Genomic DNA, 26599 nt, shown 5'->3' with positions numbered 1-26599 from the left:
CTCCCAGTCAAATCGAAATCATGAGGAGTCGAAGTTCGATGCAAATCATTTACCATGGTCATTCTGCCATTCAGATCATCACCAACGGAAAGTCGTTAATTATCGACCCTTTTCTCAGCGGCAATCCACTCGCGACTGCCAAACCTGAGGATATCAAGGTCGATGCCGTTCTTCTGACGCACTCCCACATAGACCATATATTGGATGCGGAGCCGATAGCCAAAGCCAATGATTGTTCCGTTGTGGCGAACGTGGAGCTGGCAGCCTATATGTCCTGGAAGGGTGTAAAAACGATAGGCATGAACATGGGCGGGACCGTCGACCTCGGCTTTGCCAAGGCGAAAATGGTCCAGGCGTTTCATACGTCGGGTATCGTCGATGAAGAAAACAAGCAGATTCTGTATGGAGGTACACCTGGCGGATATTTGATCTATGCGGAAGGTTTAACGATATTGCATACCGGAGATACCGCATTGTTCGGTGATATGAAGCTGATCGGCGACCGCAATCGTATTGATGTCGCTTTGGTTCCTATTGGTGACCATTATACGATGGGACCTGAGGATGCTCTGCAGGCTGCTGAATGGTACAAGGCGAAGCTGGTTGTTCCCGTTCATTACAATTCATTCCCCGCTATCAGGCAGGATGCCGATGCGTTCGTATCGCTGCTGGAAACACGCGGACTGAAGGGCAAGGTTATGGCTCCTGGAGATACGCTTGAGGTTGAGCAGGAACTGAACAAATAGTAGAGCCGCTGCGGTTTGCATTGAAACCATCGGAGCGGAATTGATAAAAGCTGGACGAATGCTCCTTGCACAATGAATTTTTCATGTTAAATTAAGGAAAATTATAGCTGAAAATCAGCTGAATTTCATTTACGATTCAGGTTGGAATTATATTCTTTGATCATAAGGAATAAGCAATTCCTTTCTCGGTTGACACTATATAGACAAGGTGGAGAGAGCCATGAGTAAATGGAAGCAAAGCATGATGGCAGGAACGGTAGCAGCGGCATTAATGGTCGGAGGATTTGGAGGTTCATTCACACAGCAAGTGTTTGCAGATGATGACAGCGAGGATTCATGGATCTCTGCACCAATCGATACGTCGATTCCTGCTGCTATCCGGGCTAACCTAGAGCTGAATCAAATTATTATTGTCGCATCTTCTGTATTGGATGTCGATTATGGTGATTTAAAAGAGGAATTGCAAGATGGGAAGTCGCTGGCTAACGTTGCTGTGCAGCAAACAAACGAATCTGTGAATTTTACGAATAAACTAGTGAGCCTTATGGAAGAGCCGATTAACAAAAGCTACAATGATGGAAAGATCACCTCTGACGAAGCGACCGCTCTCATAAAATCGACAACAGAACAGGTTACTCAAATCATTAATCAAGCGGGCTATCAAGAAAAATCCTAAAATTATGTACAATGGGTTCGATCGTAGTGTTTCACTTCAAGCTGAACAGGGTAATGAAAAGTAGTGGGAAGTGGTAATAATGAATCAAACGTCATACGGAAGAAGCATGAATCTATGTCAATCCGAAAGGTAGTTGATTTACCATGAGCTCTCTAAAAAGGATGAAACGATCGAGATGGTTTCGATTGTTTTCAGGTCAAATTCCCTAGCAGCTGGAAACTTCAATATTCTGCGGCTAACTGAAAATTTATAATGTCTTGATATACTAATTGAACGGACGTTATCGGACGCAATCGCTTCCCACGTTATATAAGGACCCTACGATGCATGCATTGTAGGGTCTTCGCAATGTGATGAACACAATGATTATTGAACCGAGGCTAACTGGCTCCGCCGCTTTTCCAGACCAAAGCTTAGAATAACACCGTCCAGAGCTAGAACGGCAAGGCAGGCTGCCAACCAAGGAACGGAGGATAGTCCCATATAGGTTAGACGAAGGGGCTTGGTTTATTGCTGAACTCACGATGTGTAACTCTTCCTATCCGTAAGTTACTCCGCGTCTACCTTATCTGTTTCTATATTGCAGGCAGTACACAGTAGGTTCTCTTGTAAGAGTATAGCACCTCTGGCTGGATGCGTTAAGATGAGAAATACTGGAAAACCGACCGATACAGTTGGATTAAAGTCCGCTTCCGGATTGCGCTGCATATTGCAAGATGGCTATTGCTGCTCTTTCCCTACGTTCGGAATTGTCGCTATTGAGCGCTTCCTTCAACACATTCATAGCTTGCTCAAGGGTGTCTTTATCAATGATGACTTTGGGTACGTTAGGTATGGGGATATTTGGCTCAGCGCCCGTATGTGTATCGGCTCTCAAATGATTCGGCAGCCACCTGTCCAATCCGGCTGTTTCCATAGCTAGCTCATACGGTGTAATGGCTTCACTATGATTTAGCAAGCTTTGAACCTCTTTATTCAGCTCGCTTCGAGGTATCCGGTTCAACCAGGTAACGCCTCTTCTATGGCACATGCCCTCGTCGTTATTATCGTGCTGTTCAACATAATAATAATCGCCTAGATCCCCGAGGTAGACCTCTTGTCCATGGGCTACAAGCACATAATCGCCATCCTGTACCCTGTGCACAAAGCAGCTAATTTCGTCTGCTGGATCGGTTATATTCGTATCCTGCATATCGTAAGCAAGGACAAGGCGCCGTTTCAGCTCGGGTGTACTGATGTTCTCCAAATCCCCGATGCCCGGCCATCCGATACATACAAAATGATCTTTTAGAAAAAGTGCCATACGATCCATTCCATGAGGGTTTGATTTCATTTGAAACAGCTTCATCTGTTGCTCTGCTCCTTTTCTGCGTAATAATGGAAAAAACCAAACAGACAGCTAATGAATCGCTGCCCTTTTAGTTATTACTATTTTATTGTATAGATACTGGAATGGATTTTAGTTAGCTCTGATTTCAAGCAGCTCGTATGTGATGACGCCCACAGGTGCATTTACACTAATAATATCGCCAACCGATTTACCCACGAGGGAACCTCCGAGCGGACTTTCATAAGAAATTTTATTCTCGGCAACATCAGCTTCTGAAGGGCCTACAATTTTGTACTCAACTTTTTCCGAAAACTCAACATCATTCAGGATAACGATGGAACCTACATGAACGGTTGAGATGTCCGCATTGTCAGCAACTTTGGCTTTTTTTAGCATTCTTTCAATGGTTATTATTCTGGTTTCCATGAACGACTGATCGTTTTTCGCAGAATGATATTCACTGTTTTCCTTGAGATCGCCATAGCTGATTGCTAATTTAATACGTTCGGCTAATTCCTTACGCTTAACCGTTTTTAAATCCTCCAGCTCAAGCTCCAAATTACGAAGTCCCTCTGGTGTTAACAATATTTCATCCTTTGCCATATCTGCATCCCCTAGACTATCCAATTTCAGATCCGATGATCTTCTTACATATTACACTATATTCGGCAATCGTGCGAAGAAAGGGTGATTTTATCGCACATTTAAGCAGGACCTAATTATGGAAGAGGTGGTTTAAACCAAAAAACCTGGCCAGCGGCCAGGTTAAAGGCTGTAATTCCAATTACGTAATGATGGTGATAGTGGGAGCTGAAATGGTTGGCTGAGTAGTGATTGTAGAAGTTACTGTGCCGAAGTTTGCTATCTCCAATAGAATAGGCACCCCTATTGAGATATCAATTGTTGCCAGTACAAGGCTAGCGGTTGTCAGCGTAGATAATGCGCTCTGCTGAAGAACACCATTAATATAAACATTATAGTAGTCATTTGCAGTGACAGCAGGTAAAGCCACAACCGGACCATCAGCATCGTCTACAAAGTTGGCTGCGGGAATGGTAATATCTGTAGCACCTATCATTCCTGCATCAATTGCCGCAAAGAAACGGGAGACAACGGGATTGACAGTTGTATCGATGGCGCCACCGCTCGATATTGGAGCTGTGGAGGTTGCCGTATAGACGGGTTTAATAATTGCCATATTTCTCACCTCCTTTGCTCTGCAGTGAAACCGAATGAAATCTTCAGTTCTATTAACAGTAGATGAAAGTTAAATAGAATATGTAACGGCCAATCTACTGGCATATATATTATGGTTCCAAAACCTATGATTGCTATGAAACAGCCGGTTTGCTGAGATTGATAGATAGCTCGGATTATTGGGAATCTACAATTTGAAGAAAAACATTTGAAAAACACACTATTCAAAGTATAATACTTGGTATACGTAAAATGTTGATTTTCTCAGATTTGACCAAGGCAGTAAGAGGGAGTTGTTCATATGCGCATATCTAAATATATGATCCGTTTAATCGCTTTTACATTTTGTCTTGCTGCGGTTCCACTGCTGATTTTAGGCTATTTATCGTATCGATTATCTGCGGATGAGCTGGAAAGCAAGGCGAAGCAGGCACATACACAACGATTGGAACAGACGAAAAGCGAGATGGACAATATGCTGGCCAAGCTGGATTTTGGTATGATCCAATTTGCAGAATCTCCTGACGTGACCGAGCGCATGCGGCAGCCGTTAACGGAGGAGGATTATAAAGCTTATCAGAACTTGTCCAGTATGTTAAGCAAGCTGGGCTCAACGAATTCGGCAGTTCGTGCATTGTATTTGGTTAATTTGGATTATGATTGGCTGATTGACCAGAATCGTCTGGAGCGCTTTAGCCAAATAGCGGATAAGGAACGGTTTCTGGACTATGCAGCGCTTCCCAATTCCTCAACCTGGCTGACTGTCCCGGAAAAGTCGGGTGAATCGACTTCTACACTGCTGTTCATTCGAAAGCTGCCTCTCACATCTATGCGTCCTGGCGGTTTATTGGTTGCGGAAATCGACTTAAACGGAATCATTCGACAGCTAAGCGGCAATGATGCCTTTCATGCCAGCCAAATTTTTGATGCCAATATGAAGCAGCTTTGGAAGTCATCGGGCACGGGCACGCTGCTGTCGACAGCAGCAGTGGAGCTCATATCGGCTCCCGAGCAGCTGAGGAGCGAGCTGGCTTTGCGAAGCGAGATGCAGGGAGTCTTCCGCACGGGTGGTGTGTCCGCACAAGAGGTCACTTATATGCGTTCGCCCTACACAGGCTGGTATTACGTATGGTCGGTTTTCACCCGTGAGAAGTCGAGCGAAGCTGGTGCCATCGGATGGATGACACTGCTGGTATGCCTGATCCTTTTGAGTGCAACGGCTCTTATAGTCTGGTTTGGTTCGAAAAAAATGTACAATCCGGTCAAAAAGCTATTCGAAACGCTGGAGCAAACGGATCAAGCCATAGTGGATCCGGAGGGTCGGCGTGTACAGGATGAATTCCTGCTTATGGAACGCAGAATTGCACGGCTGCTGAGCGTAGAATCCCAAATACGTACAGAAATGGCTGCAGTTCTTCCGCAGGCCAAGGAGCTTTTTGCCTTAAAGCTATTTACAGGGCAGCTGCGTCCGATGGAAACCGAGGAGAAAAGAAGACTGCTCGATATTTCCTCCCAATGGGAGGGCTTGACGGTTATCGTCCTGCAATTGGACGCATCGGAGCCGCGTGGTTCCGATATTCAGGATCATGATCTGATTATACTTTCGATCAGCCTGCTGGTATCGGGGCTCTTGCCCGGGCAGTTGTTCATCAGTACGGTACCATTGGGGCAATCTCTTGGTATTCTGCTGATGAATCCTTCGTATGGTGAGCAGGAATGGACAGAAGAGCTGAACAGATGGGGCAGGATCATCCAGCAGACCACGATTCAGCGGCTGAATGTAAGCGTCAGCCTGGGTGTCAGCAGACGATTCAATTCGTTGGATGAAACGAGCAGAGCTTATGCGGAAACGCTGGATGTGCTTAGATACCGAATGCCGCTCGGTCCGGGTGGCATTCATCCGTACGAGGAAGCGCAGGTGGATCGTGTACAGCGTGTGGCCGAATATCCACATGATCTGGAACGTCAGCTGCTGGAAGCGGTGCGGTTATCCCAATCGGAATGGGCAGTGGATTGGCTGCGATCGTTCTTTCGATACTTTGCGGATCACAACATCAGCTCTGGACAATACCGGCATATGGTGCTCAGGCTTATGTTCAATACGTTATCGCTTGTAGAAGAGGAGGCCGAATTCCTGCAGCTGCTGTTCAGTGATAAACGTGCGGTGGAAAAGCTTAGCGAGGACGGTCCCATGGAGGAAAAAGAAAGATGGTTTCGCGCCGAGGTACTGCTTCCAGTCATTCAACTGCTCGCTAAACGGATGGAAGAGACACAGCAGAGTCTGGTCAAGGCCGTCATTCATATGATCCACGAGCATGAGGGGACCGATCTGACGCTGGAAGCCTGTGCAGCTCGGCTTCATTTTCATCCCAATTATGTTAGCAGAGTATTCAAGAAGGAATGCGGTCTTTCCTTTAGTGATTATATGGCGCAATACCGGTTGAATCTATCCAAGCAATGGCTCAAGGAAGCGGATATGAAAATCAGTGATATCGCAAGTCGTCTGCATTATAACAGTCCGGCATCATTCATTCGTTACTTCCGCAATATGGAGGGGATGACTCCGGGTGACTATCGCAAAATGTATGTGAGGACAGCGATAAAGCCCAAGGATGAGGGAGCTGCGTCAGTCCCTATTAATTTCATAGCGGATGGCGGTGGCGCATCGGACGGAAGTCCGGCTTAGACTGCTACTGTCATATTGCGGCTTCCGGCAGGAAGCCGTTTCTTTGCGTTCCAGCCAGACGAGATTTTCGACGATGTGTGAAATGGATACTCGGCTGTTTACCTTAGATTAACCCACTGATTCCACTCGGAAAAGTGGTTATATAGTGGATGTTTACGGCGTAACAGTCTGCTCCCTATAATCAGACCTGACAAAGCAAACAACGAGATGGAAAAGCGGAGGATAGGGATGAAAGCTCTCAGGCGATTTAGTAAAAATAAAATATTGTACGCAATGCTGCTGCCGGGATTTATTTATTTTGCGGTGTTCAAGTATGCGCCCATGTGGGGCGTGCTGATGGCTTTTCAGGACTATAAGCCTCACCTTGGCTTCTGGAGAAGTCCATGGGTTGGACTGAAGCATTTTTACCGTTTTTTTGGAGAACCGGAGTTTTGGCAGCTTTTTATCAATACGGTCGTGCTGGGCGTATATAATATCTTGTTCTTCTTCCCGCTGCCGATCCTGTTCGCGCTGCTGTTGAATGAGGTTCGTAAGGCTGCGCTCAAGCGGCTCGTTCAGACACTGCTCTACGTGCCCCATTTTGTTTCCTGGGTTGTGGTTGTCGGTATCTATTATGTGTTGTTTACGACCGAAGGTGGCTTGATCCATGTATTGATTCAGAAGTTGGGAGGCCAGGAAATCCAGTTTCTCATGGAGCCGGGCTGGTTCAGAGGACTTGTGACTTCGCAGGTCATCTGGAAAGAGACCGGTTGGGGCACGATCATATTTCTCGCGGCACTCTCGGGCGTTGATCCGGCGCTGTATGAAGCGTCACGGATGGATGGTGCGAACCGGCTGCGGCAAGCCTGGCATATTACGCTTCCAGCCATACGGAGCACCATCGTTATTTTACTTATCCTCAGGCTTGGTCATTTTCTTGACTCTCATTTCTCGCAAATTTTTCTCATGCTCAACGCGCTAAACCGCGAAGTCGGAGAGGTCTACGATACCTATGTGTATACGGTAGGTTTGCAGCGAGGCCAGTTCAGCTACACAACGGCAGTCAATCTGTTTAAGAATGGAGTCGGTCTTATTCTCGTGGCTGCTGCCAATTATCTGGCCAAAAAATTCGGTGAAGAGGGGGTGTATTGACCATGTTGAAGGAACGCAGCTGGCCAAGCCTGCTGTTTGATAGCGCCAATCTCGTATTTTTGATAGCTGCTGCCTGTGTATCGGTATTTCCATTCCTGTTTGTCCTGGTCCATTCATTTTCCCTACAAGGCAGTCTAGTTCCCTCAAGCTTCTCGTTGGAGGCATACCGCTATTTATTTTCGACGCCTACATTGGTTCGCAGCCTGCTCGTATCCATTGGTGTAACCGTCAGTGGAACGGCCTTCAGCTTGGCGCTCACCTCCTTGACGGCTTATCCACTGTCGAAAAAAAACCTGGATGGCAGACGCGGCATGCTGTTTGCGGTATTATTTACAATCCTGTTCAGCGGGGGAATGATTCCCACTTACTTTGTTGTGAAGGGCCTTGGGATGATCGACAGCTATTCAGCCCTGATATTGCCTGCTGCGGTTAATGCGTTTCACCTGATTGTCATGAAAAACTTTTTCCAGCAGCTGCCTGAAGGGCTGGAGGAGTCCGCGAAGATCGACGGCTGTAACGATTTTCGCTCATTTATGAGCGTGGCGCTGCCGCTCTCGGCACCGTCTCTGGCGACGTTTGCCCTATTTTATGCCGTTCATTATTGGAATGAGTATGTGGATGCGATTTTGTATATCAACAGCACGGATAAATGGCCTGTGCAGGTGCTGCTGCGGAAAATGATCATTATTGCAGGCAGCAGTATCGGCGATTCGTCTGATTTTGCCCAGGAGCTGATTCCGCCCCAGTCGATCCGGATGGCTGTTATTGTGGTGTCGACCATTCCGATCATGCTGGTATACCCTTTTTTACAAAAGCATTTTGCCAAAGGAATGCTGCTGGGCTCGGTGAAAGGCTGAACAAGAAATGCTTACAAAAGGAGGAGAAGCCGATGAAATACGAGTTATCCGCAATCGAAAGACCACATGTCGTCTGGATCAGCTGTGACCAGCTGCGTGCCGATTGGCTTGGTGTGAACGGGCACCCTGTCGTGATGACGCCACAGATTGATGAGCTGGCTTATGAAGGTATCAACTTTCAGGCTGCTTTTAGCGAGTGCCCAACCTGCGTGCCTGCACGAAGGATTATGATGACGGGTCTGAACACCTATGGAATCCAAATGAACAAAAATCGTGAGGCCCAGCCCTTTACAGAGGGACCGAAGCTGGCTGAGCTGATGACGCGCAGCGGCTATCAGACATTTGCGGCAGGAAAGCTTCATACGTCTCCGAAACGCAATCGGATCGGATTCGAGGATGTTCAGCTGAATGAGGAGGGCCGCCGGGATCATGTCACATGGAAGGATGATTATGAGCAGTTTCTGGACGATAACGGCTGGGGGCATATGCGCTACACGCATGGGCTTGGCAATAATGAATATGGCATTCGGATGGAGCCGCTTCCCGAACGGTTTACCTCGACGCATTGGACGGCTCAGAAAGCAATGGAATTCATCGAGCGGCGCGATCCGACCCGACCCTTTTTTCTGCATGTGTCATTCGATAAGCCGCATCCGCCCATATCTCCTTTGCAAAGCTATTACGAGCTGTATCGCGATGCGGTCATGCCGGAGCCGGTGCGGGGAGATTGGGTCAATAACAAGCTGCCGAACCGGGTTCGTTATTTACAGCTGCGTCACAACTACGATCAGTGGCGGCAGCATCCCCTTATGGTGCAGCAAACCTTGAAGGGCTACGCGGCGTCTGTCACGCATATCGATAGCAGTATTGGAGTGCTGCTAGGTACCCTGCGTGAGCATAAGCTGCTCGATAAGACATTGATCGTATTCACAAGCGATCACGGAGATAATTTGTTCGACCATGGCGCATTTGCCAAAGGCGATTTCTTTCGCGGCTCGACAAACATTCCGTACATCATCCGGCCCCCCAAGCATTGGAATAACGAAGCCGGTCTGAGTGTCGTCCGTGGAAAGATGGATAAGGAAATTCCTGTCGCCTTGATGGATGTGATGCCGACTATTCTGGAGGCGTGCGGGATACCTGTTCCTGAGCGGGTGGAGGGGCGAAGCCTCGTACCACACCTGTTGGGTGATCCGGTGCGGCTTCGCGAGTATACGTGCGGTAATTGCGGAACGGTATTCGGACTCACTGACGGTCAAACCAAGTATATCTGGTTTAGTGATGAAGATCTCGAATTGCTGTTTGATGTGCAGGGTGATCCGTCCGAATGCCACGATCTTAGCGATGACCCTGCCTATCGTTCCATACTGGAATTAAGCCGAAGTCGTCTGGCCGGCTGGCTGGAGAAACACGGGGATCCACATGCCAGGAACGGTCAATTGCTGCCTATTCCTTATGATTGGCAGTTGGACAAGGCACATGCGACAACGAGCTGGAACAACCGGGGAAGACATTGAACATGAAGAAGGAGGAATTACAGATGAGTGAGAAGCATACAACCAGAGAACATGCGACTGTAAAGGGGGAAATGAGCGTTATCATGAAAACCGGCTTCCAGAAAATGAATATGCAGAAAACAGGCGTACAGAAAACAACCGCAGCGGTGCTTTCCACTTTGTGCCTGGCAGGAGCTTTGACCGCTTGCAGTCCTACGGCCGACAATAAGACCACGGATGCAGCCAAAGCGGGAACTGCACCTGCAGCGACAGAGCCGCTTAAGCTGTCGGTGCTTGTTAATTTTATCGGGGAAGCTCCACAGCCTGGCAATGAAGTGGTTAAAGCTATTGAGAAGTATACGAACAGTGAAATTGAGGTGCAGTGGCTGACTGATATTAAGGAAAAGCTGCCGGTGATGGTTGCTTCGGGAAGCTTGCCTAAGATCGTTTCCGTAACGAACAGCCAAATGAAGCTGCCGTATATGGTGTCCGCGCTGCGTGGTGACACATTCTGGAATCTAACCACCTATATCAAAAGCTATCCGAATCTATCGCAAATTAATCCGTTGATTTATCAGAATACTTCATTGGACGGTCAGGTATACGGTCTGCCTGCTGTTCGTCCGGTAAGCCGGGCTGCCATAACCTATCGTGCGGATTGGTTCAAGAAGCTGGGGCTTAAGGAGCCAAGAACTCTCGATGAATTTTATGACGTGCTGAAGGCAATCGCTACGAAGGACCCGGACGGTGACGGCAAGGATAATACGTACGGATTTATTGAATACAAGAGCCTTGGAATCGTAGACCGGACAGCCATTTGGCTCGGTGCGCCGAACGAATGGGGGGTACAGAACGGCAAGCTCGTTTATGCGCCTACGACCGATGCTTATTTGCAATCGCTGCAGTTTGTCAAAAAGCTGTACGATGAGAAGCTTATAAATCGGGATTTTGCAGTTATGGAGAAGTCCGCCTGGGAGTCTGCCTTTGCCGAAGGAAAGGCTGGTATGCTGTCCAATATTACAGACACAGCGTTCAAGCTGGAGGAGCAAATGAAAAAGTCCAATCCACAGGTCGAGCTCGGGATGTTCAATAGGCTGCCGGACCTTAAGGGAGGACCGACCAAGGCGGAGAACGGTTCCAACGGGATTTTCTCATTTCCTAAATCAAGCGTAAAATCGGAAGCAGAGCTGAAGCGCATATTGACATTTTTTGATAAGCTGGCGGAGCCGGAAATGGCAACCTTGTTCAAATGGGGCTTAGAGGGCAAACATTATAAGCAGGATAATGGCAAGCCGGTATACATCGATGCGAAAATTTATAATAAAGAGGTATTGCCTTATCAGAAGCTGATGGCAGTAGAAGCAGGCAAAGCGCTCCAAGGCAATGATCCGGCTCTGGTCGTTAAGGGCGAGCAGTTGAACAAGGATAATGAGAAATACGCTGTGCCCAACGCAGCGGAAGCACTTATCTCCGATACCTATTCGGAAAAAGGCGGACAGCTGGATAAGCTGATTGAGGATGCCAAAACCAAATTTGTAATGGGAAAGATCGACGAGGAAGGCTGGAAGCAAGCATTGGAGCAATGGCGTAAAAACGGCGGCGACAAAGTGGCGGCAGAATTTACGTCAGCTTATGAAAAGGTGAACAAGAAATGACCTTACTAAGCGCATCGAAGCGTCCTAATCTGCTGCTCATTATGACTGATCAGCATCGGGCAGATTGGCTTGGCTGCGCCGGTCAGGCTGGTGTGCACACGCCGAACATCGATGCTCTGGCCGCCCGGGGAATTCGCTTCACCCGGGCAGCCTGCAACAGTCCGGTATGTGCACCGAGTCGGGCTTCCATAGCTTCCGGGCAATATCCGCACCGGACCGGGGTGCTGCATAACAAGCACAATTACCCCGCAGGCGCTCCCACGTATTATCAAGCGCTTCGCAAAGAAGGCTACCGAGTAGGTGTAGTCGGTAAAACCGATCTTCATAAGGCGGATCATTATTACGGCCTGGACGGAGACCTGCCATTGCTGTATCACTTTGGTTTTACGGACCCGCACGAAACGGAAGGCAAAGGAAATGCTTCTAAGTCCGGCGAAGCAGATGCTTCCAGATCCGCTGCTCCCAATACTTCCAAGCCGAATGCAGCTGATAAAGGCAAGCTGCGAGAGTTTCGCATAGCGGGTCCTTACCAGTCATATTTGCAGCAGCAGGGCCTGCTGGATATATTTTTGGAAGAGCGCAGGTCACGTTCGGGTCAACCGGTATGGCATACAGAAGCTACAGGACTGCCCCCAGAGCATTTCCATGACAGCTATATCGGCCATCAGGCCTGCAAATTTGTGGAGCAAGTGCCTGATGATGCGCCATGGCATCTGTTCGTCAGCTTCGTCGGTCCGCACAATCCATGGGATGCGCCTGCTGCTTATGTGGATCGATACGCAGACAATCTATATTCGTCTGCTATTGAAGACCAAGCTGAGGGCAAGCCATCTTGGATTGCCGAGCGCGTGCAGCGCCAATCAGGTAATATGACAGAGCACGCGCTGCAAAAGGTCAAGCAGCACTATGCAGGTGCCATCCAGCTAATCGACGATTGGGTCGGGGAGCTGCTGAAGCGGCTTGACCAGCGTGGATTCACGGACAATACGATCGTCGTTTTTTGCGCAGATCACGGAGAAATGCTGGGAGATCATGGCTTGTTCCTCAAGACGGTGTTCTATGAAGGTGCGCTGCGGGTACCGCTTATTATCGCAGACCCACGGTCCTCACGTCAGGGTGAGGTAAGCGATGCTCTGGTAGAATTGGCGGATCTGCATCCGACCTTTCTCGATTGGGCCGAGGTGGATTACAGCAGGAACGCCCTTGATGGCAAATCACTGCTTCCTTTGCTGAACGGGAAGACGGACGAACACAAGTCCTACCAAATCAGTGAGCTGCTGAACGGTCGTATGATTGGCGACAAGAAATATAAGTATATTGAAAATTATAATGATCTGCCGGAGCTGTATGACTTGGAAGCCGATCCAGGCGAACGGCGGAATCTAGCTTCCGAGCTTCCCGAGGTTACCTCCAAATGGTTAAAGAAGCTCAAGCAGGCGTGCAAATAATTACGTTGATATATGTGTGATGAATAAACGAAGCAAATCAGCAGGAGAGGTGGGGAATCATACTTGAAGAAACCCAACGTATTGTGGATATTTGGCGATCAGCTGAGGGCTCAGGCATTGGGCTTGAACAAAGATCCGAATGTACGTACACCAGAGATCGATAAGCTTGCACAGGAGGGTGTTCATTTCAACAGCGCTGTTGCGGGAACGCCTTGGTGCACACCTTTTCGTGGTGCGTTGCTAACCGGCATTTATCCCCACAGATCCGGTATCAGGGGAAATCATGATGGGCTGCCGGAAAATATCCCTACGATTGCACACTCGCTTAAAGCGAACGGGTATCGCACCTGCTGGATTGGCAAATGGCATTTAGCTGGACGAAATCAAGGGAATGCGGAATCCGTGGAGGAACCGCCTAAAGATTCACGTAGAATTATACCTAAATACCGCCGAGGCGGCTTTGAGGATTGGTTTGCCTATGAAAATAATAACAAGCCATTTGATTGCTGGGTGCATACGGATCGTGAGGACAGCACCACGGAATCGTTCCGGGTACCGGGCTACGAAACGGATGGACTGACGGATTTATTGATCGACTGGATCGAGAAACGTACACGCACAGACGATGACAAGCCTTTCTTCGCGGCATTATCCGTCCAGCCCCCGCATTCTCCTTACGAGGCTCCTGCAGTAGACTTGCAAAGGCATCCAGCTAACCGTATCCTGTTTCGTCCAAATGTTCCAGACGTCGGATGGGTGCGGGATCAGGCTGGACGGGAGCTGCCCGGCTACTATGCGGCTGTCGAGAGGCTGGATTGGAACCTGGGTAGAATCCGCGAAGCGCTGGAGCGTTTAGGAATTAAGGAGCATACCTACATCGTGTTTTTCAGCGATCACGGGGACATGCACGGCTCGCATGGACAATTTCGCAAAAGCTGTCCTTGGGAGGAAGCGATTCGTATTCCGTTTATTATAGGAGGGCCGGATAGACTACCGGATGTCGATGCAGTGACAGATGCACTCATCAATCATGTCGATATCGCTCCGACGACACTTGGCTTGTGCGGGATTCCGACACCGGGAGGGATGGAAGGCTACGATTATTCGGGAATCGTAACAGGGTGTGTCGATAGAAAGCAGCAGGAGACTCCTGACAGCGCCTATTTGAGTCTCGTCGTTCCATCCAATGTGCGTGATGGCATGGATCGTCCCTTCCGGGGAATTGTAACACGTGACAGGTGGAAATATGTGGTGCTGGAGCAGCAGCCATGGCTGCTGTTTAACTTGAACGAGGATCCTTATGAGCAGGTTAATTTGGCGCATATTCGTCGCTATTATCACATAAGGGAGCCATTGCATCAGCGTTTACTCCAGTGGGCGGCCCATACGGCGGATGCCTTTCCTTTTCCGACCCTGTAGGGCGATCAGGAGAATGATACACATTTGCCTCCGCATCAGGTCTAGGTTAACATTGAATAATCAGTACTCACGCGGAAACCATGGGAGCAAGGAAGACAACCGATGGTACTCCATTGGAGAAGCTGTTGGAATTAATACGATGATGGAGGTGCAGGTAATGGCAGCAGGCTCAGGAATTAAAGCTGTAGAGTGGTCGATGCAAGCAGGTGAACATACGTTTGTCGTTCATGCTGCATTACTATGGGACGAGACCGATGGCATTCTTGTGGATACAGGAATCCCCGGTCAACTGGAGGTGATTCGGGCTTCACTTGCTCAGGAAGCGGTTCCCTTTGATAAGCTTACAAAAATCATTATTACTCATCAGGATTTGGATCATATCGGCAGTCTGCCTGAGCTGCTCTCGGCTTCTGAGGGACGGATTGAGGTTTTCGCACATGAATTGACCAAGCCTTACCTATTAGGGGAAGTACCCATCATAAAAAGAGGTGTCCTTGTGCCGCCTTCCAAGGTTGATGTGACGCTTCAGGACGGTGATGAGCTTCCATATTGCGGTGGGATTCAAGTGATTTTCACCCCGGGCCATACACCGGATCACATCAGTCTTTATCACAAGCCAAGTAAAACCTTAATATCCGGCGACGCTTTAACCTCACAGAATGGTGTGCTGATGCCGCCTAACAAAGCATTTACACCCGATATGGAGCAGGCACTCCGCTCGGTCGCCAAGCTGCTCGATTATGATATTGAGACCGTCATTACGTATCATGGCGGTGTTTGCACAGAACGGATTCAGGAGCGACTTGCCGCAATTGCAGCGGGTGAGCAATAATAAACTGGTGATCAATAATAAAATAGAAGGATTGTGATCGGCGGATAAACCCGTCGGTCTTTTTGTATTTCCATCACAACCCTGGATGAGATGCTCAGGATTCAGTTGGGGGAAGTGAAATCACAAACATCCCATCCCGCTCATCTGAGCAGGACAGGATGTCTTATTTGCTGGAAAATGGTACTGCTCAGTTTCTCGATTTCTGGATGATCTCTGTGGCAGGCGGTTCCTTAAGGATTCGGGTTACAGTTAAAGCTTTAAGACGCAGTTGCTCTACAGTCTCATTAAAGCGGATAAGCCATGTGAATTGCTCCAATCTGCTAATCAGCCAGAGCGGGATGAGCAAACCTACCAGTGAAGCCAACACAGCTATGGGCAGTGCCCATAGATTGTCAGGATGGGCGAAGTAAGGAATGAACGAAACCGCTAATATGGGAGCTGCATTCCATTTGAACACTTGGATCAACGATATCGTTACAATTGCAGTTGCAAAAAATGAGACGGCTCCGGTATTTAGTGTATAAAAGAAGCTTCCGAGCGATACTGCAATGATAGCTCCGATAATGATGCGTACAACATCTTTGAGCTGGCCTATTCGGTGTATGAACAAGAAGCTGAATGCGCCGAGCGTTGGATAAAATACCATTTTCAATGAAGGAAAATGGATGGATGCCCAATAAGCGGTCATAAGATAGCAGCAAATGATAAGCGAACGCAAAAAAAACATGAATTGCTAACTTCCTTTCTGATGAAACGGATTAAACCGGTCTCCTGACTTGGCATTCTTAATAATACCAGAATTTTTAAGTTTTCAGCGGAGCTGAATATTCTGATATTGCAAGAAAAGCTACATTTAAAACACGGATGTATCTTCACCGAATAGGCTTCGATCGGAAGCTTTTCTTATTTTACAAATGGCTGCACTTGATGTCAATCATTAAATGACCCGACTATAGACGCTTTTGTACGGTCTGATAGTGTTATCTTTTTATAAATTTATGCTACGGAACAGGAAAATCGTTGTCGATATCGAATATAAGGTACTCAACAGCAAAACAAAAGCATACATGAATTAGGTGCCCATTAGACAATAAGGGGTAACAGGGAATCGGGTGCAACTCCCGAGCGGTCCCGCCACTGTATTCGGGGAGTTTTTTTTCATGCAGGTCACTCGGTGATGAATCGGGGAAGACGGAAGAAAACGAAGATCCGAAAGCCAGGAGACCTACCTAATTTAATCACCAGACAGCCTTCGCGGAAAGGAGTGGTGTACAAACGATGAAACGGCGATCCCGCAGGATCCTGTTTTATATTGTGATGTACCCATGACCAATTCTAAAGGATTGGTTTTTTGTCTTGCTTATTTATGGGAAAGAGAGGATTTAGAGAATGAAAGAAAAAAAGATGTTTCGAGCCTTATTGGTGGTTGTGGCCTTTACCTTGTATTTTGTTATTAACGAGCCCCAATCTGCCTATGCGATGCACATTATGGAGGGGTTCCTGCCACTGGGCTGGGCTGTGTTCTGGTGGGTTGTGTTTATTCCCTTTTTCATACTTGGATTACGCGCCTTGGTCAAAATCAACAAGGAAACACCGGAGTTGAAGATTATGCTGGGTCTGGCGGGCGCTTTTACTTTCGTGCTGTCAGCTCTTAAGATCCCTTCGGTAACGGGAAGCAGCTCGCATCCCACGGGGACAGGCTTGGGTGCCGTGATGTTTGGACCTCTGCCGATGAGTGTGCTTGGATCTATCGTACTGTTGTTTCAAGCGCTGCTGCTGGCACACGGCGGTTTGACGACACTTGGAGCGAATGCCTTCTCCATGGCGGTTGCAGGGCCCATGGTAGGATATGTCGTTTATAAATGGCTGATGAACACAACGGGCAAGCAAAAGCTGGCCATATTCTCGGCAGCTGCATGTGCCGATCTGTCCACTTATGTGGTAACCTCGATTCAATTGGCGGTCGCTTTTCCTGCGGAAAATGGCGGCTTCCTGGCTTCGTTCATCAAGTTCGGCGGTGTGTTTGCGATCACCCAAATTCCTCTGGCTATCAGTGAAGGTTTGCTCACGGTATTGATCTGGAACTGGCTGCAGGCCTACAGCTCTGAGGAGCTGTCCATTCTTCAACGCAAAATGAAAGGAGTTAAGCAGTCATGACAAGCCGTACTAAAAATATACTTATGCTGACAGCCGTAGTGCTGTTGGCGGTTCTTCCGCTGATTCTGGTCAATGGTGAATTTGGCGGAGCGGACGATGCTGCCGAGCAGATCATCGCAGAGCTTCACCCTGGCTATAAGCCGTGGTTCTCATCGCTTGTCGAGCCTCCTCCCGAAACGGAAAGCATGCTCTTTGCGCTTCAGGCGGCAATCGGTGCAGGCTTCATCGGCTATGCGATCGGCTGGTTCAAGGGTAAATCGGTTAAGCCGAATAAACAATGATCAAGCTGATCGATACATTATCCTACAAAAATCGGCTGCGGTCCGTATCTCCTGCGTGGAAATGCGGTTTTGCGGCCGTTCTGTTCATAGGCGCATATTTGTCGCACCCCGTTGTACAGCTCTGCCTTGCAGGCTGGATGCTCGTATGGACTGTTTTTTATGCCCGAATCCCTTTTAAATCCTATCTCCTGCTGATCGGGCTTCCTTGTTTATTTTATGTGGCCAGCCTGCCTGCCATTGTCATCGAGATCGGAACGCAGTCTAGAGATTCAGTAGCGGCAGTAAGCACGAATCAAGTGCTTTTTACATTTATGAATTGGACATGTTATATGACGGAAGCAGGCTTGCATCAAGCGGGCTACTTATTTGCAAGAGTCGTTGCTTGTCTTTCCTGTCTTACCTTTGTGATGCTGACAACACCGATGTCCGAGCTGTTTCAGGTGATGAACAAGCTGCGAATGCCCACATTGGTATTGGAAATTATGCTGATTATGTACCGTTTTCTTTTCCTGCTGTCAGAAACGGCGCAGCACATGTATACGGCCCAAAAAGCACGAGGCGGTCAGTTCGGGTTCCGCGGCAGGTTGAACGACACGGCGATTTTAATCGTTCGCTTGTTTGGCAAAACCATGCAGAGGTATAGAGCACTGTCCCATGGGCTGATAGCCCGTGGTTTTACAGATGAGATTCGGATGGCACCTTATGCGGCTAAGCCCGTTGCAACACGATACTGGTTGGAAAGCTGGATCGGGGTATGCCTCTTACTGGGGCTGGAGTGTTGGATTCGATGGAGGTAACAGTAATGCAATCGATCTTAGAAGCAAGAGATGTACGTTACAGGTATCCCGGTACGGATACGGAAGCTCTTCAGGGACTGAATATGAGCATACCCAAGCATAAGAAAACGGCCATTTGCGGCCATAATGGCTCCGGTAAATCGACTTTTTTCCTACAGGCGATAGGAATACACCGTCCTGCGGCTGGAGAAATTAGATGGCATGACACTCCCCTATCGTATCGTCCGGAGGCTCTCAAAAAACTTCGCCAGCAGATCGGTCTTGTGTTTCAGGACCCCGAGCAGCAGTTGATTCTGAGCACGCCTTTTGAAGATATATCCTATGGCTTGCGCAATGCCGGGATGGCTGAGCAGGAGATCGCGCTGCGAACCCGCCGTATGCTGACAGCGATGGGTCTGGAGCATTTGACGGACAAGCCGATTCACCATTTGAGCTTGGGCCAGAAGAAACGGGTAGCGCTGGCCGGAGTACTTGTGCTTGAGCCTGAGCTGCTGATGTTGGATGAACCCACAGCGTATCTGGATCGTTTGTCCGAGCAGCAGCTGGTCGAGGAATTGGATCGGATTCACGAGAACGGCATTACGATCGTGATGGCCACTCATGATATGAATCTGGCCTATTCATGGGCAGATTGGATTCTGGTCATGGATCATGGACAATGTGTGATGCAAGGCACGCCGCATGAGCTGTTTCAGCATGAGGAACGGATTCAGTCGCTCAGTCTCGAACTGCCGCTGCTGCTGGAGCTGTGGCAGGCTTTGCCCGAATTCATCCGTAAGGACGTTATCCCTCCACGTACGATGGCGGAATTCAAGTGCCTGATGGCTGCGTCTTCCCAAGGGTAACGCTGTCCGTGAAGCACACGTGTCGATTGACATTTGGTGATTTCATGAAGACTCTTGTTATGCCGCTATCAAAGGAATTGAGACTATAGCAAGAGTTAGCGAATTCTTGACTCCATTGTCCTAGTTGTTGTTGCTTTGTGCTCCAAACAAATGCTATTCGCCTTAATACCCACGCTCGTATTTTCCATTTTTCGAAGCTACCACTACTCTAACTCAACTTTACGAATCCCAAATATTCAACTTCCTTTGCTTGCCGTGTTCACGATCAGCATAACGCAAAAGATGATTTATTTGGAATTGTGCATTATACTTTGAGAAGATGCAGGAAGGGACAGTGAAAGCAAGTGGTCAAAGAACGATTGGCAGTGTTGAAAGTGCACATTGAGCAAGCCGGCTACGAAGGTCAATCCGACGTGATCAAGCAAATTCAATTTGATGTACGGCAAGGTGAGCTCGTCGGTTTGCTGGGCCCGAACGGTGCAGGCAAAAGTACTACAATCAAGAGTATTCTGGGCTTGCTCAAGGATTTTAAAGGAGAGATCACCTTTATGGGTGAGAAGAAAAGCTATGCGTATATCCCCGAGCATCCGATCCTGTATGACGAGCTGACACTCTGGGAGCATATGGAGTTTGCGGCTGCTGTGTACGAACTGGATCGGGACGTATTTCTGGAAAGAGCGGATGATTTGCTGCGCCGCTTCAGGCTGCTGGATGAAAAGCATCATCTGCCAGGCAAATTCTCCAAGGGCATGCAGCAAAAAATCATGCTAATCCTGGGATTTCTGAACAAGCCGGATGTCTACATTGTGGACGAGCCTTTTATTGGATTGGATCCTAAGGCGATCAAGGACTTTCTCGGTATGCTCGATGATGAACGGCAGCGCGGAGCGGGTATCCTGATGAGTACGCATGTGCTGGATACGGCTGAACGGATTTGTACTTCCTTTGTGCTTTTATCGGGTGGCAGACTGGTAGCAAACGGAACGCTGCATGATATTCAGCAGCAGTCCGGCTTACCGGATGCCCCCTTATTCGATTGCTTTCACTCCTTGCTATGATGGGGGGACGGGGCACATTGACGAGCAGCTGGCGGTTATTTGTTCGAAGAGTAGGTTCTGATTGGAGCTATCAATATAAAGCGCTGCGGCTTGCCGTGGACTGGATTGTAGCTTTGTATGTTGTCATTCCCTTGATGCTTGTGGCAGGTTATCACTATATAACATGGCTCCACACGCCTCCTGCTTGGTTTCATTTGTTTACGTTACCGCTGGTTGCAGCAGTATTGTATGTATTTGCCTGGATGGGGACGATACGTTATTTTGTTGAGGAGGGGGATCAGCTCTTTCTCAGGCAAAATCAAAGCTGGTTCCGCCATTTGATGGTTCTTGGCTATAGATATTCTCTGGTTCTGCAGGGTGTCACAACCTTATTGCTGGTAGCTTTGCTGCTGCCCTTGTTATACCAGAACTTCTCCTTTACAGCTGCAGCGGTGGCCAATTTGTTTATTCTAACCTATTTGTTAAAAGTAACCTTGGGCTTGACCCGTCAGCTGCTTGCTCTCCTTTTGTACGGAATCGTTCTGTGGTTATTGCGAATTGTATTATTTACGGGTGTTTTCTTCTTATATGAGAATATGGTTGCTCACATTATTGAGCAGCCTGTGTTCAGCTGGTGCGGTATGCTGGTGCTATTGGTACTGTTTGTTGTTCTTAGCCGGGTACGCTTGGCTCAGAAGGGCGCATTTTTTGCCGATATTGCCAGAGAGAGCGATTCACGGATGAGGATTGTATCACTGATGCTGATTCGGGTCGTTAAGCGGAGGATCAGACCGACACGCAAGTATCCATTACTGTTCGGAAGATCGCAGCGATTGTTCCGTGGTGCAGGCGCGGCCAGCGGACTGTCTGATTTTTTGGCCAAATCGTATTTCCGCAGCGGGACGCAATGGAGATTTACTGTACAGTTTGCGGTGGTGATGGGAGCGGCCTTGTTTTTTTTACCAGGAACACTCAAGATCGTGATCTGGATCGTGGCTGCGTGTATGTTGGCCTATTGGAGAAAGCGGTTCTGTAAAGAAGAGATGAACGCTTCGTTCTTGAAGCTGTTTGATATTCAGGATGCTGCCAAGCATCAAGCGCTTCAAGCCGTAACCCCCATTCTGGTGCTGCCAGCGCTGCTGCTTATCAGCTTATGTGCAGGTATTTCCATGTTTACCTGGTGGGGACCCCTGCTGATGCTCGGAGCAGCTGTACCGCTAGCCTATGGATCATCATCTGTGTTTACGAGCTGGTACTAAGGGGTTTGAACATGATGTAATAGCTATCAGCCCGAGATTCGGGGTTTCATTCCGATGATCGGGCTTTTTAAGGTTTGACAATAACCGAACGATCGTTTATTATACAAACATGAGACATAAAGATGATAATAAAAGCGAAGCGATCTTCCAGGCGACGATCCAGCTTTTGAATGAAATTGGTTTTTCAGACATTTCGATGTCCAAGATTGCCAAACGGGCAAATGTATCCCCATCCACGATTTATGTATATTTTGAAAATAAGGAGGACATGCTCAAAAAGCTCTATTTGAATGTTAAAGAAAAAATGAGCTTGAAAATGCTTCATGGAATTAACGAAACGACCCCGATTCAAGCAGGCTTTGAATTGATTATGAGTAATTTGAAGGACTTCGTTCTTGATAATAAGGATTATTTTCTGTTTCTGGAACAGTTCACAAACTCACCGCTGATAGCAAGATTGTGTCTGGATGAGAGTATCGGGTTCTTTAGAACGCTTCATGAATTCGTTGAAAAAGGACAGCGGCAGCAGCTATTAAAACAAGTGGATGCCAATTTGCTGCTCATGTATTGTTACTACCCCGTCACACAAATGGCCAAGGAGCATTTTAAAGGGGTAGTAGTGTTCAATCAGGAAAAACTCAAGGAAATAACTCAAATGAGTTGGGACGCCATCCAAGCGTAGTTATTTCTTTTTTTATAATATCAGAATTTATTAATTTTCAGCAGAGCTGAATATTCTGATATTGCAAGAAAAGCAACCTATTGGACACGAATGTATCTTCACCGAATAGGCTTCGATCAGAAGCTTTTTCTTATATTATAAAGAACGAATGATCGTTTAATTTAAAAATACTTAAAACAAAATCCTATAATGGAAGCAGGAATTATTCATATGTCAAAAGTATGGTTGATCACAGGAAGCTCCCGAGGACTTGGACGCAGTATTGCTGAAGCTGTTTTGGCGCATGGAGATCAATTGATAGCAACAGCCCGTAAGACTGAACAGCTAGCCGATCTTGTAGCACAATATGGAGATCAGGTGCGCGCTGTAACACTGGACGTTACAAGCCCCGAGCAAGCCGAAGCCGCTGTACAAGCCGCTGTCGAAGCATTTGGACGGCTTGATGTAGTAGTCAACAATGCCGGATATGGGAATATGTCTTCAATCGAAGAAACCTCCTTCGAGGACTTCCATGCTCAAATCGACACGAACCTGTGGGGCGTTATTAACGTAACGAAAGCGGCATTGCCTGTTCTGCGCAAGCAAAAATCAGGTCATATCGTGCAGATTTCCTCTATAGGCGGCCGCAGTGGCACACCGGGACTGGGTGCTTATCAGACAGCCAAATGGGCAGTCGAGGGCTTTTCCGAGGTGTTGTCCAAGGAAGTGACTCCATTTGGTTTAAAAGTCACAATCATTGAACCAGGCGGCTTCCGCACAGACTGGGCAGGCTCCTCTATGAGTCACGTTGAAGCTGGAGAGGATTATCAAGGAACAGTAGGCAAATTACAGGCATACATTCGCGAGAAGACAGGTACAGAGCCGGGAGATCCGGCAAAAGGGGCACAAGCGATCATTACCGTTGTCAATGAGGAGAATCCGCCACTTAGACTTCTGCTCGGCAGCGACGCTGTATATATGGCCAAGTTGATCGATCAAGGCAAACTCGCCGAAACGGAACGGTGGGAAAAGCTGAGTATTTCCACGGACTATGCTGATTCTTCATTGAATGCAGCACTCAAGGATTTGATTTAAACAAAGCAGCAGAAAGCAGGGAGCCATATGTCATCGAACGTTAACTCGTCACCTAATAACACAAGATACGCGGATACACCGCATCAGAAAATACGGGCGATTATTACGGGGGTTACCGGTATGGTAGGGGAAGGTGTACTCCACGAATGTCTTATGCATCCGGATGTCGAGCAGATATTAGTGATTAATCGGAAGCCGTGTGGCGTCACTCATCCCAAGCTTATTGAAATCCTGCATCATGATTTTTATGACCTGACGCCTATCGCCGCTCAATTAGCGCCATACAACGCCTGCTTTTTTTGCCTGGGTGTTTCCTCGGCCGGGATGAAAGAAGCGGATTACGAGCGAGTGACGTATCAACTTACGATGCATGTGGCTGAGCTGCTATCCCGGCTCAATCCCGATATGACCTTTTGTTATGTAACCGGAACGGGGACTGACAGCTCTGAGCAGGGAAGAAGCATGTGGGCCAGAGTGAAGGGGAAAACGGAAAATCATCTGCTGCAGCTTCCGTTCAAGAGAGCATTTATGTTCAGACCCGGCTATATACATCCAACCAAGGGACTCCGAAATGCACATCGGTTGTATTCCCTGCTGTCCTGGTTATATCCTCCACTTAAACGCCTTTTCCCCAATCATTTGATCACACTGAGGGAACTGGGGATAGCCATGATTCATACCGTGAATACGGACGATGAGCGATCCATTTTGGAGGCTAAGGATATTCTGAGGCTGGCTGAGGGCGGATGATTAGCTTATAATTAACTGTAAGCCGTTTTCTTCATCCACTCTTGGGAGGTAACAATGAAACTACGATGTGCGATTCTTGATGATTATCAGAATGCTGCCCTGCATAGTGCGGATTGGTCGACTATTTCGGAGCAGGTAGAGGTCCAGGTTTTTCAGCAGCACTTTGATCAGGAGGATGAGCTGGTCAGCGCGATCGAGGATTATGACATCATTGTAGCTATGCGTGAACGCACTCCTTTTAAAGCGTCGTTATTTGCGCGGCTGCCGCGCTTGAAGCTGCTCATCACGACGGGCATGCGTAATGCATCCATAGATTTGGCAGCAGCTGCGTCTCATGGTGTTGTCGTTAGCGGCACTTCGGGCAGCGGCGATCCTACTACAGAGCTTACTTGGGCATTGATTCTCGGGCTTGCCCGCCATATTGTACCGGAACATAATGCGATTCAGTCGAATGGTCCGTGGCAGAGCACGCTTGGCATGGATCTTCAAGGGAAAAAGCTCGGCTTGCTGGGGCTTGGCAAGCTTGGCAGTCGGGTCGCACGAATTGGCCAGGCCTTTGGGATGGACGTGACGGCATGGAGCCAGAATTTAACCAAAGCACGTGCCGAAGAAGTAGGGGTGAGTTATTCAGCCTCCAAAGAGGAGCTGCTCGAAAGCAGTGATATTGTATCGATCCATCTCGTACTCTGCGAACGGACGAGAGGTCTGCTTGGCGCGAAGGAGCTCAAGCTAATGCGTCCGACATCGTATCTGATCAACACCTCGCGAGCACCGATTGTGGATCAGGCAGCTCTTGTCGAAGCTCTCCAGAACAAGCGGATTGCGGGGGCGGGGCTGGATGTATTTGAGGTGGAGCCTTTGCCAAAGGATGATGTGTTTCGTCGTCTCCCCAATGTATTAACCACACCGCATCTCGGGTACGTGTCTCAAGGGAATTATCAAACTTTTTACAGGGATGCTGTGGAAAATATAGAAGCGTTTTTGTCGGGCTCGCCAATTAGAATATTATTGTAAGGCTGTAAATAGATTATGTCTACAATAAAGAAGCCAACTTGTTATAGTCTAGAGTTGGCTTCTTTGTCTTTTAATTGGATGGCTGCAATTCGACGGCTATGGGCTTATACTTCGAGGACAGGTAGGTGTCTGCCTTAGCTTCTACAATGACCTGCGGATTCATTATATCCGGCTGAGGCTCGGTCAGGCTGTACTGGATCTGTGCAGTTCCGTCGGTAAGAAAGCGAATGCCCTCAATCTTGATGCCGTAGCCTGGATTGGGTGTGATGCCCCGTGACAGCGTAATTCGGTTCAAATCTGCGTTCACTGGCTCAACCGCTACGGTTACCTCCTCATGCTGCGGATTCGTCAGTTTAACGGAGTGGGCTTCGAGAAACCGGATCGTATTGCTAACCCAGACAGCCGCTTCCCCACGGGTCATTTCCCGTTTAGGGTAAGCCATATGGTTCTCCTCTGTCTTGGCCAGCTTGTGCAGATACAGAAGCTGCATGCTATTCGTGTACGCTTTGTCAATCTGGTCTTCATCAGCAAAGCCGATATACATCAGAATCACAGGAAATGTCCCTTTTTTGTCCAGCGCATGAATGAGCAAATCGGCATACTGTTCACGAGTAATCGTAGCGCCCGGATCTACATCCTTGGGAATGTTAAGTCCGTTCAACTGGGCGATAATAAACGCTTCCGCAAACCAGGCATCGTTAGGTACCTTGGTGAAGTAATCAGAAGCCTCCGGTTTTTTAATAAAACGTATCGTATCGAGATTCAGGTTCAGGCCTTTGACGAGCAAGCTCACACTTTGAGCATAGCTGATCGGACTGCGTGGGGCAAAATGCTCGCTATCCACGCCGGTTACGATCCCTTTATCTTTAAGCATCATAATAGGCTCTTTCTCTGCTGCATCCAAATCCGTAAAGGCAAATACGGAGCCAGCCGACATTGTACATAACAAAAGGGCTGCTGAAACTATCGCCGTTATCTTTTTCATCATGATATTCCACCTTTCCTAATTATAGTTGCTCACTATCCTGCAGTTAATCTTTAAGACGGTCTATTCACTGAAAAGGTTGCTGTGCCCGTTCAAATAAAGTTAACTTGATGAAGTGTTGTTCAAAAAATGCAAGGATATTCCAGGCCGTTGAACAGATTCACGCGGGTTCCGATTGCAGGACGATCTATGATATGATGGGTAAGGATATTAAGGATGAACTGAATGTTAAGAGCTGAATTTAT

25 protein-coding genes and 1 riboswitch are annotated in these 26599 nt (G+C 48.0%); of the genes, 20 read left to right on the top strand and 5 right to left on the bottom strand.

Annotated elements, in window-relative coordinates:
• The first annotated feature begins 38 nt into the window (after positions 1-38).
• Positions 39-746, top strand: coding sequence for a metal-dependent hydrolase (locus tag LRL21_RS07410; protein ID WP_240415126.1), 708 nt, complete (start codon positions 39-41; stop codon positions 744-746).
• A 220-nt stretch (positions 747-966) separates the two neighbouring features.
• Positions 967-1422, top strand: coding sequence for a hypothetical protein (locus LRL21_RS07405; RefSeq protein ID WP_240415125.1), 456 nt, complete (start codon positions 967-969; stop codon positions 1420-1422).
• A gap of 679 nt (positions 1423-2101) precedes the next feature.
• Here the strand turns inward: LRL21_RS07405 and LRL21_RS07400 are convergent.
• The 3 genes from LRL21_RS07400 to LRL21_RS07390 all read right to left on the bottom strand — a co-directional run bounded on the left by LRL21_RS07400 (position 2102) and on the right by LRL21_RS07390 (position 3950).
• Positions 2102-2770, bottom strand: coding sequence for a hypothetical protein (locus LRL21_RS07400; protein WP_240415124.1), 669 nt, complete (start codon positions 2768-2770; stop codon positions 2102-2104).
• Between the two features lie 111 nt (positions 2771-2881).
• Positions 2882-3355, bottom strand: a complete 474-nt coding sequence (gene greA / locus LRL21_RS07395; RefSeq protein WP_240415123.1) for a transcription elongation factor GreA — start codon at positions 3353-3355, stop codon at positions 2882-2884.
• 181 nt (positions 3356-3536) lie between these two features.
• Entirely contained in the window at positions 3537-3950 is a 414-nt protein-coding gene (locus tag LRL21_RS07390; protein ID WP_240415122.1) for a DUF4183 domain-containing protein, read from the bottom strand.
• Positions 3951-4250: 300 nt separating this feature from the next.
• Between LRL21_RS07390 and LRL21_RS07385 the strand changes: the two genes are divergently transcribed.
• From LRL21_RS07385 to LRL21_RS07350, 8 genes are all read left to right on the top strand, one after another.
• The gene (locus LRL21_RS07385) at positions 4251-6635 is read left to right on the top strand and encodes an AraC family transcriptional regulator (RefSeq protein WP_240415121.1); all 2385 of its coding nucleotides are present in this window, start codon (positions 4251-4253) and stop codon (positions 6633-6635) included.
• Between the two features lie 228 nt (positions 6636-6863).
• Positions 6864-7766 carry an ABC transporter permease gene (locus tag LRL21_RS07380; RefSeq protein ID WP_240415120.1) on the top strand — a complete coding sequence of 301 codons (903 nt, stop codon included), beginning with the start codon at positions 6864-6866 and terminating at the stop codon, positions 7764-7766.
• 2 nt (positions 7767-7768) lie between these two features.
• A complete protein-coding gene (locus LRL21_RS07375; protein WP_240415119.1) occupies positions 7769-8623 on the top strand; it encodes a carbohydrate ABC transporter permease in 855 nt (284 codons plus the stop codon).
• A 32-nt stretch (positions 8624-8655) separates the two neighbouring features.
• Positions 8656-10140 carry a sulfatase-like hydrolase/transferase gene (locus LRL21_RS07370; protein WP_240415118.1) on the top strand — a complete coding sequence of 495 codons (1485 nt, stop codon included), beginning with the start codon at positions 8656-8658 and terminating at the stop codon, positions 10138-10140.
• A gap of 23 nt (positions 10141-10163) precedes the next feature.
• Positions 10164-11774, top strand: a complete 1611-nt coding sequence (locus LRL21_RS07365) for a type 2 periplasmic-binding domain-containing protein (protein ID WP_240415117.1) — start codon at positions 10164-10166, stop codon at positions 11772-11774.
• On the top strand, positions 11771-13222 hold the full coding sequence (locus LRL21_RS07360) for a sulfatase family protein (RefSeq protein ID WP_240415116.1): 1452 nt from the start codon (positions 11771-11773) through the stop codon (positions 13220-13222). The genes LRL21_RS07365 and LRL21_RS07360 overlap by 4 nt, the downstream gene beginning before the upstream one ends.
• Before the next feature lie 63 nt (positions 13223-13285).
• Positions 13286-14641 (top strand): sulfatase family protein, encoded by a 1356-nt coding sequence (locus LRL21_RS07355; protein ID WP_240415115.1) that lies wholly within the window; start codon positions 13286-13288, stop codon positions 14639-14641.
• Between the two features lie 157 nt (positions 14642-14798).
• The gene (locus LRL21_RS07350) at positions 14799-15473 is read left to right on the top strand and encodes an MBL fold metallo-hydrolase (protein ID WP_420832431.1); all 675 of its coding nucleotides are present in this window, start codon (positions 14799-14801) and stop codon (positions 15471-15473) included.
• A 187-nt stretch (positions 15474-15660) separates the two neighbouring features.
• Here LRL21_RS07350 and LRL21_RS07345 read toward each other — a convergent pair whose 3' ends face one another.
• The gene (locus LRL21_RS07345; RefSeq protein ID WP_240415114.1) at positions 15661-16200 is read right to left on the bottom strand and encodes a hypothetical protein; all 540 of its coding nucleotides are present in this window, start codon (positions 16198-16200) and stop codon (positions 15661-15663) included.
• A 330-nt stretch (positions 16201-16530) separates the two neighbouring features.
• Positions 16531-16720, top strand: a riboswitch (cobalamin riboswitch).
• A gap of 142 nt (positions 16721-16862) precedes the next feature.
• On the opposite strand from LRL21_RS07345, the gene LRL21_RS07340 reads away from it, so the two are divergent.
• The 10 genes from LRL21_RS07340 (at position 16863) to LRL21_RS07295 (ending at position 25369) form a co-directional block, all read left to right on the top strand.
• Entirely contained in the window at positions 16863-17630 is a 768-nt protein-coding gene (locus LRL21_RS07340) for an energy-coupling factor ABC transporter permease (RefSeq protein WP_240415113.1), read from the top strand.
• A complete protein-coding gene (locus LRL21_RS07335; protein WP_076229580.1) occupies positions 17627-17911 on the top strand; it encodes an energy-coupling factor ABC transporter substrate-binding protein in 285 nt (94 codons plus the stop codon). The genes LRL21_RS07340 and LRL21_RS07335 overlap by 4 nt, the downstream gene beginning before the upstream one ends.
• Positions 17908-18708 (top strand): cobalt ECF transporter T component CbiQ, encoded by an 801-nt coding sequence (gene cbiQ / locus LRL21_RS07330; RefSeq protein WP_240415112.1) that lies wholly within the window; start codon positions 17908-17910, stop codon positions 18706-18708. The genes LRL21_RS07335 and cbiQ overlap by 4 nt, the downstream gene beginning before the upstream one ends.
• A gap of 5 nt (positions 18709-18713) precedes the next feature.
• Positions 18714-19553, top strand: coding sequence for an energy-coupling factor ABC transporter ATP-binding protein (locus tag LRL21_RS07325; protein WP_240415111.1), 840 nt, complete (start codon positions 18714-18716; stop codon positions 19551-19553).
• Positions 19554-19912: 359 nt separating this feature from the next.
• On the top strand, positions 19913-20611 hold the full coding sequence (locus LRL21_RS07320) for an ABC transporter ATP-binding protein (protein WP_240415110.1): 699 nt from the start codon (positions 19913-19915) through the stop codon (positions 20609-20611).
• Between the two features lie 17 nt (positions 20612-20628).
• Complete coding sequence (locus LRL21_RS07315) at positions 20629-21849, top strand: ABC transporter permease (protein ID WP_240415109.1); 1221 nt, start codon at positions 20629-20631, stop codon at positions 21847-21849.
• Between the two features lie 109 nt (positions 21850-21958).
• Positions 21959-22531, top strand: a complete 573-nt coding sequence (locus tag LRL21_RS07310) for a TetR/AcrR family transcriptional regulator (RefSeq protein ID WP_240415108.1) — start codon at positions 21959-21961, stop codon at positions 22529-22531.
• 210 nt (positions 22532-22741) lie between these two features.
• Entirely contained in the window at positions 22742-23605 is an 864-nt protein-coding gene (locus tag LRL21_RS07305) for an oxidoreductase (RefSeq protein ID WP_240415107.1), read from the top strand.
• A 27-nt stretch (positions 23606-23632) separates the two neighbouring features.
• On the top strand, positions 23633-24355 hold the full coding sequence (locus LRL21_RS07300; RefSeq protein ID WP_240415106.1) for a Rossmann-fold NAD(P)-binding domain-containing protein: 723 nt from the start codon (positions 23633-23635) through the stop codon (positions 24353-24355).
• 54 nt (positions 24356-24409) lie between these two features.
• Positions 24410-25369, top strand: coding sequence for a D-2-hydroxyacid dehydrogenase family protein (locus tag LRL21_RS07295; RefSeq protein ID WP_240415105.1), 960 nt, complete (start codon positions 24410-24412; stop codon positions 25367-25369).
• Between the two features lie 70 nt (positions 25370-25439).
• On the opposite strand, the gene LRL21_RS07290 is transcribed toward LRL21_RS07295, so the two are convergent.
• Entirely contained in the window at positions 25440-26357 is a 918-nt protein-coding gene (locus LRL21_RS07290) for an S-layer homology domain-containing protein (protein WP_240415104.1), read from the bottom strand.
• Between the last annotated feature and the right edge of the window lie 242 nt (positions 26358-26599).

It is taken from the genome of Paenibacillus periandrae (assembly GCF_022458865.1).
Classification (GTDB): Bacteria; Bacillota; Bacilli; order Paenibacillales; family NBRC-103111; genus Paenibacillus_S; species Paenibacillus_S periandrae.
This window is presented reverse-complemented; position numbering and strand designations above follow the sequence as displayed.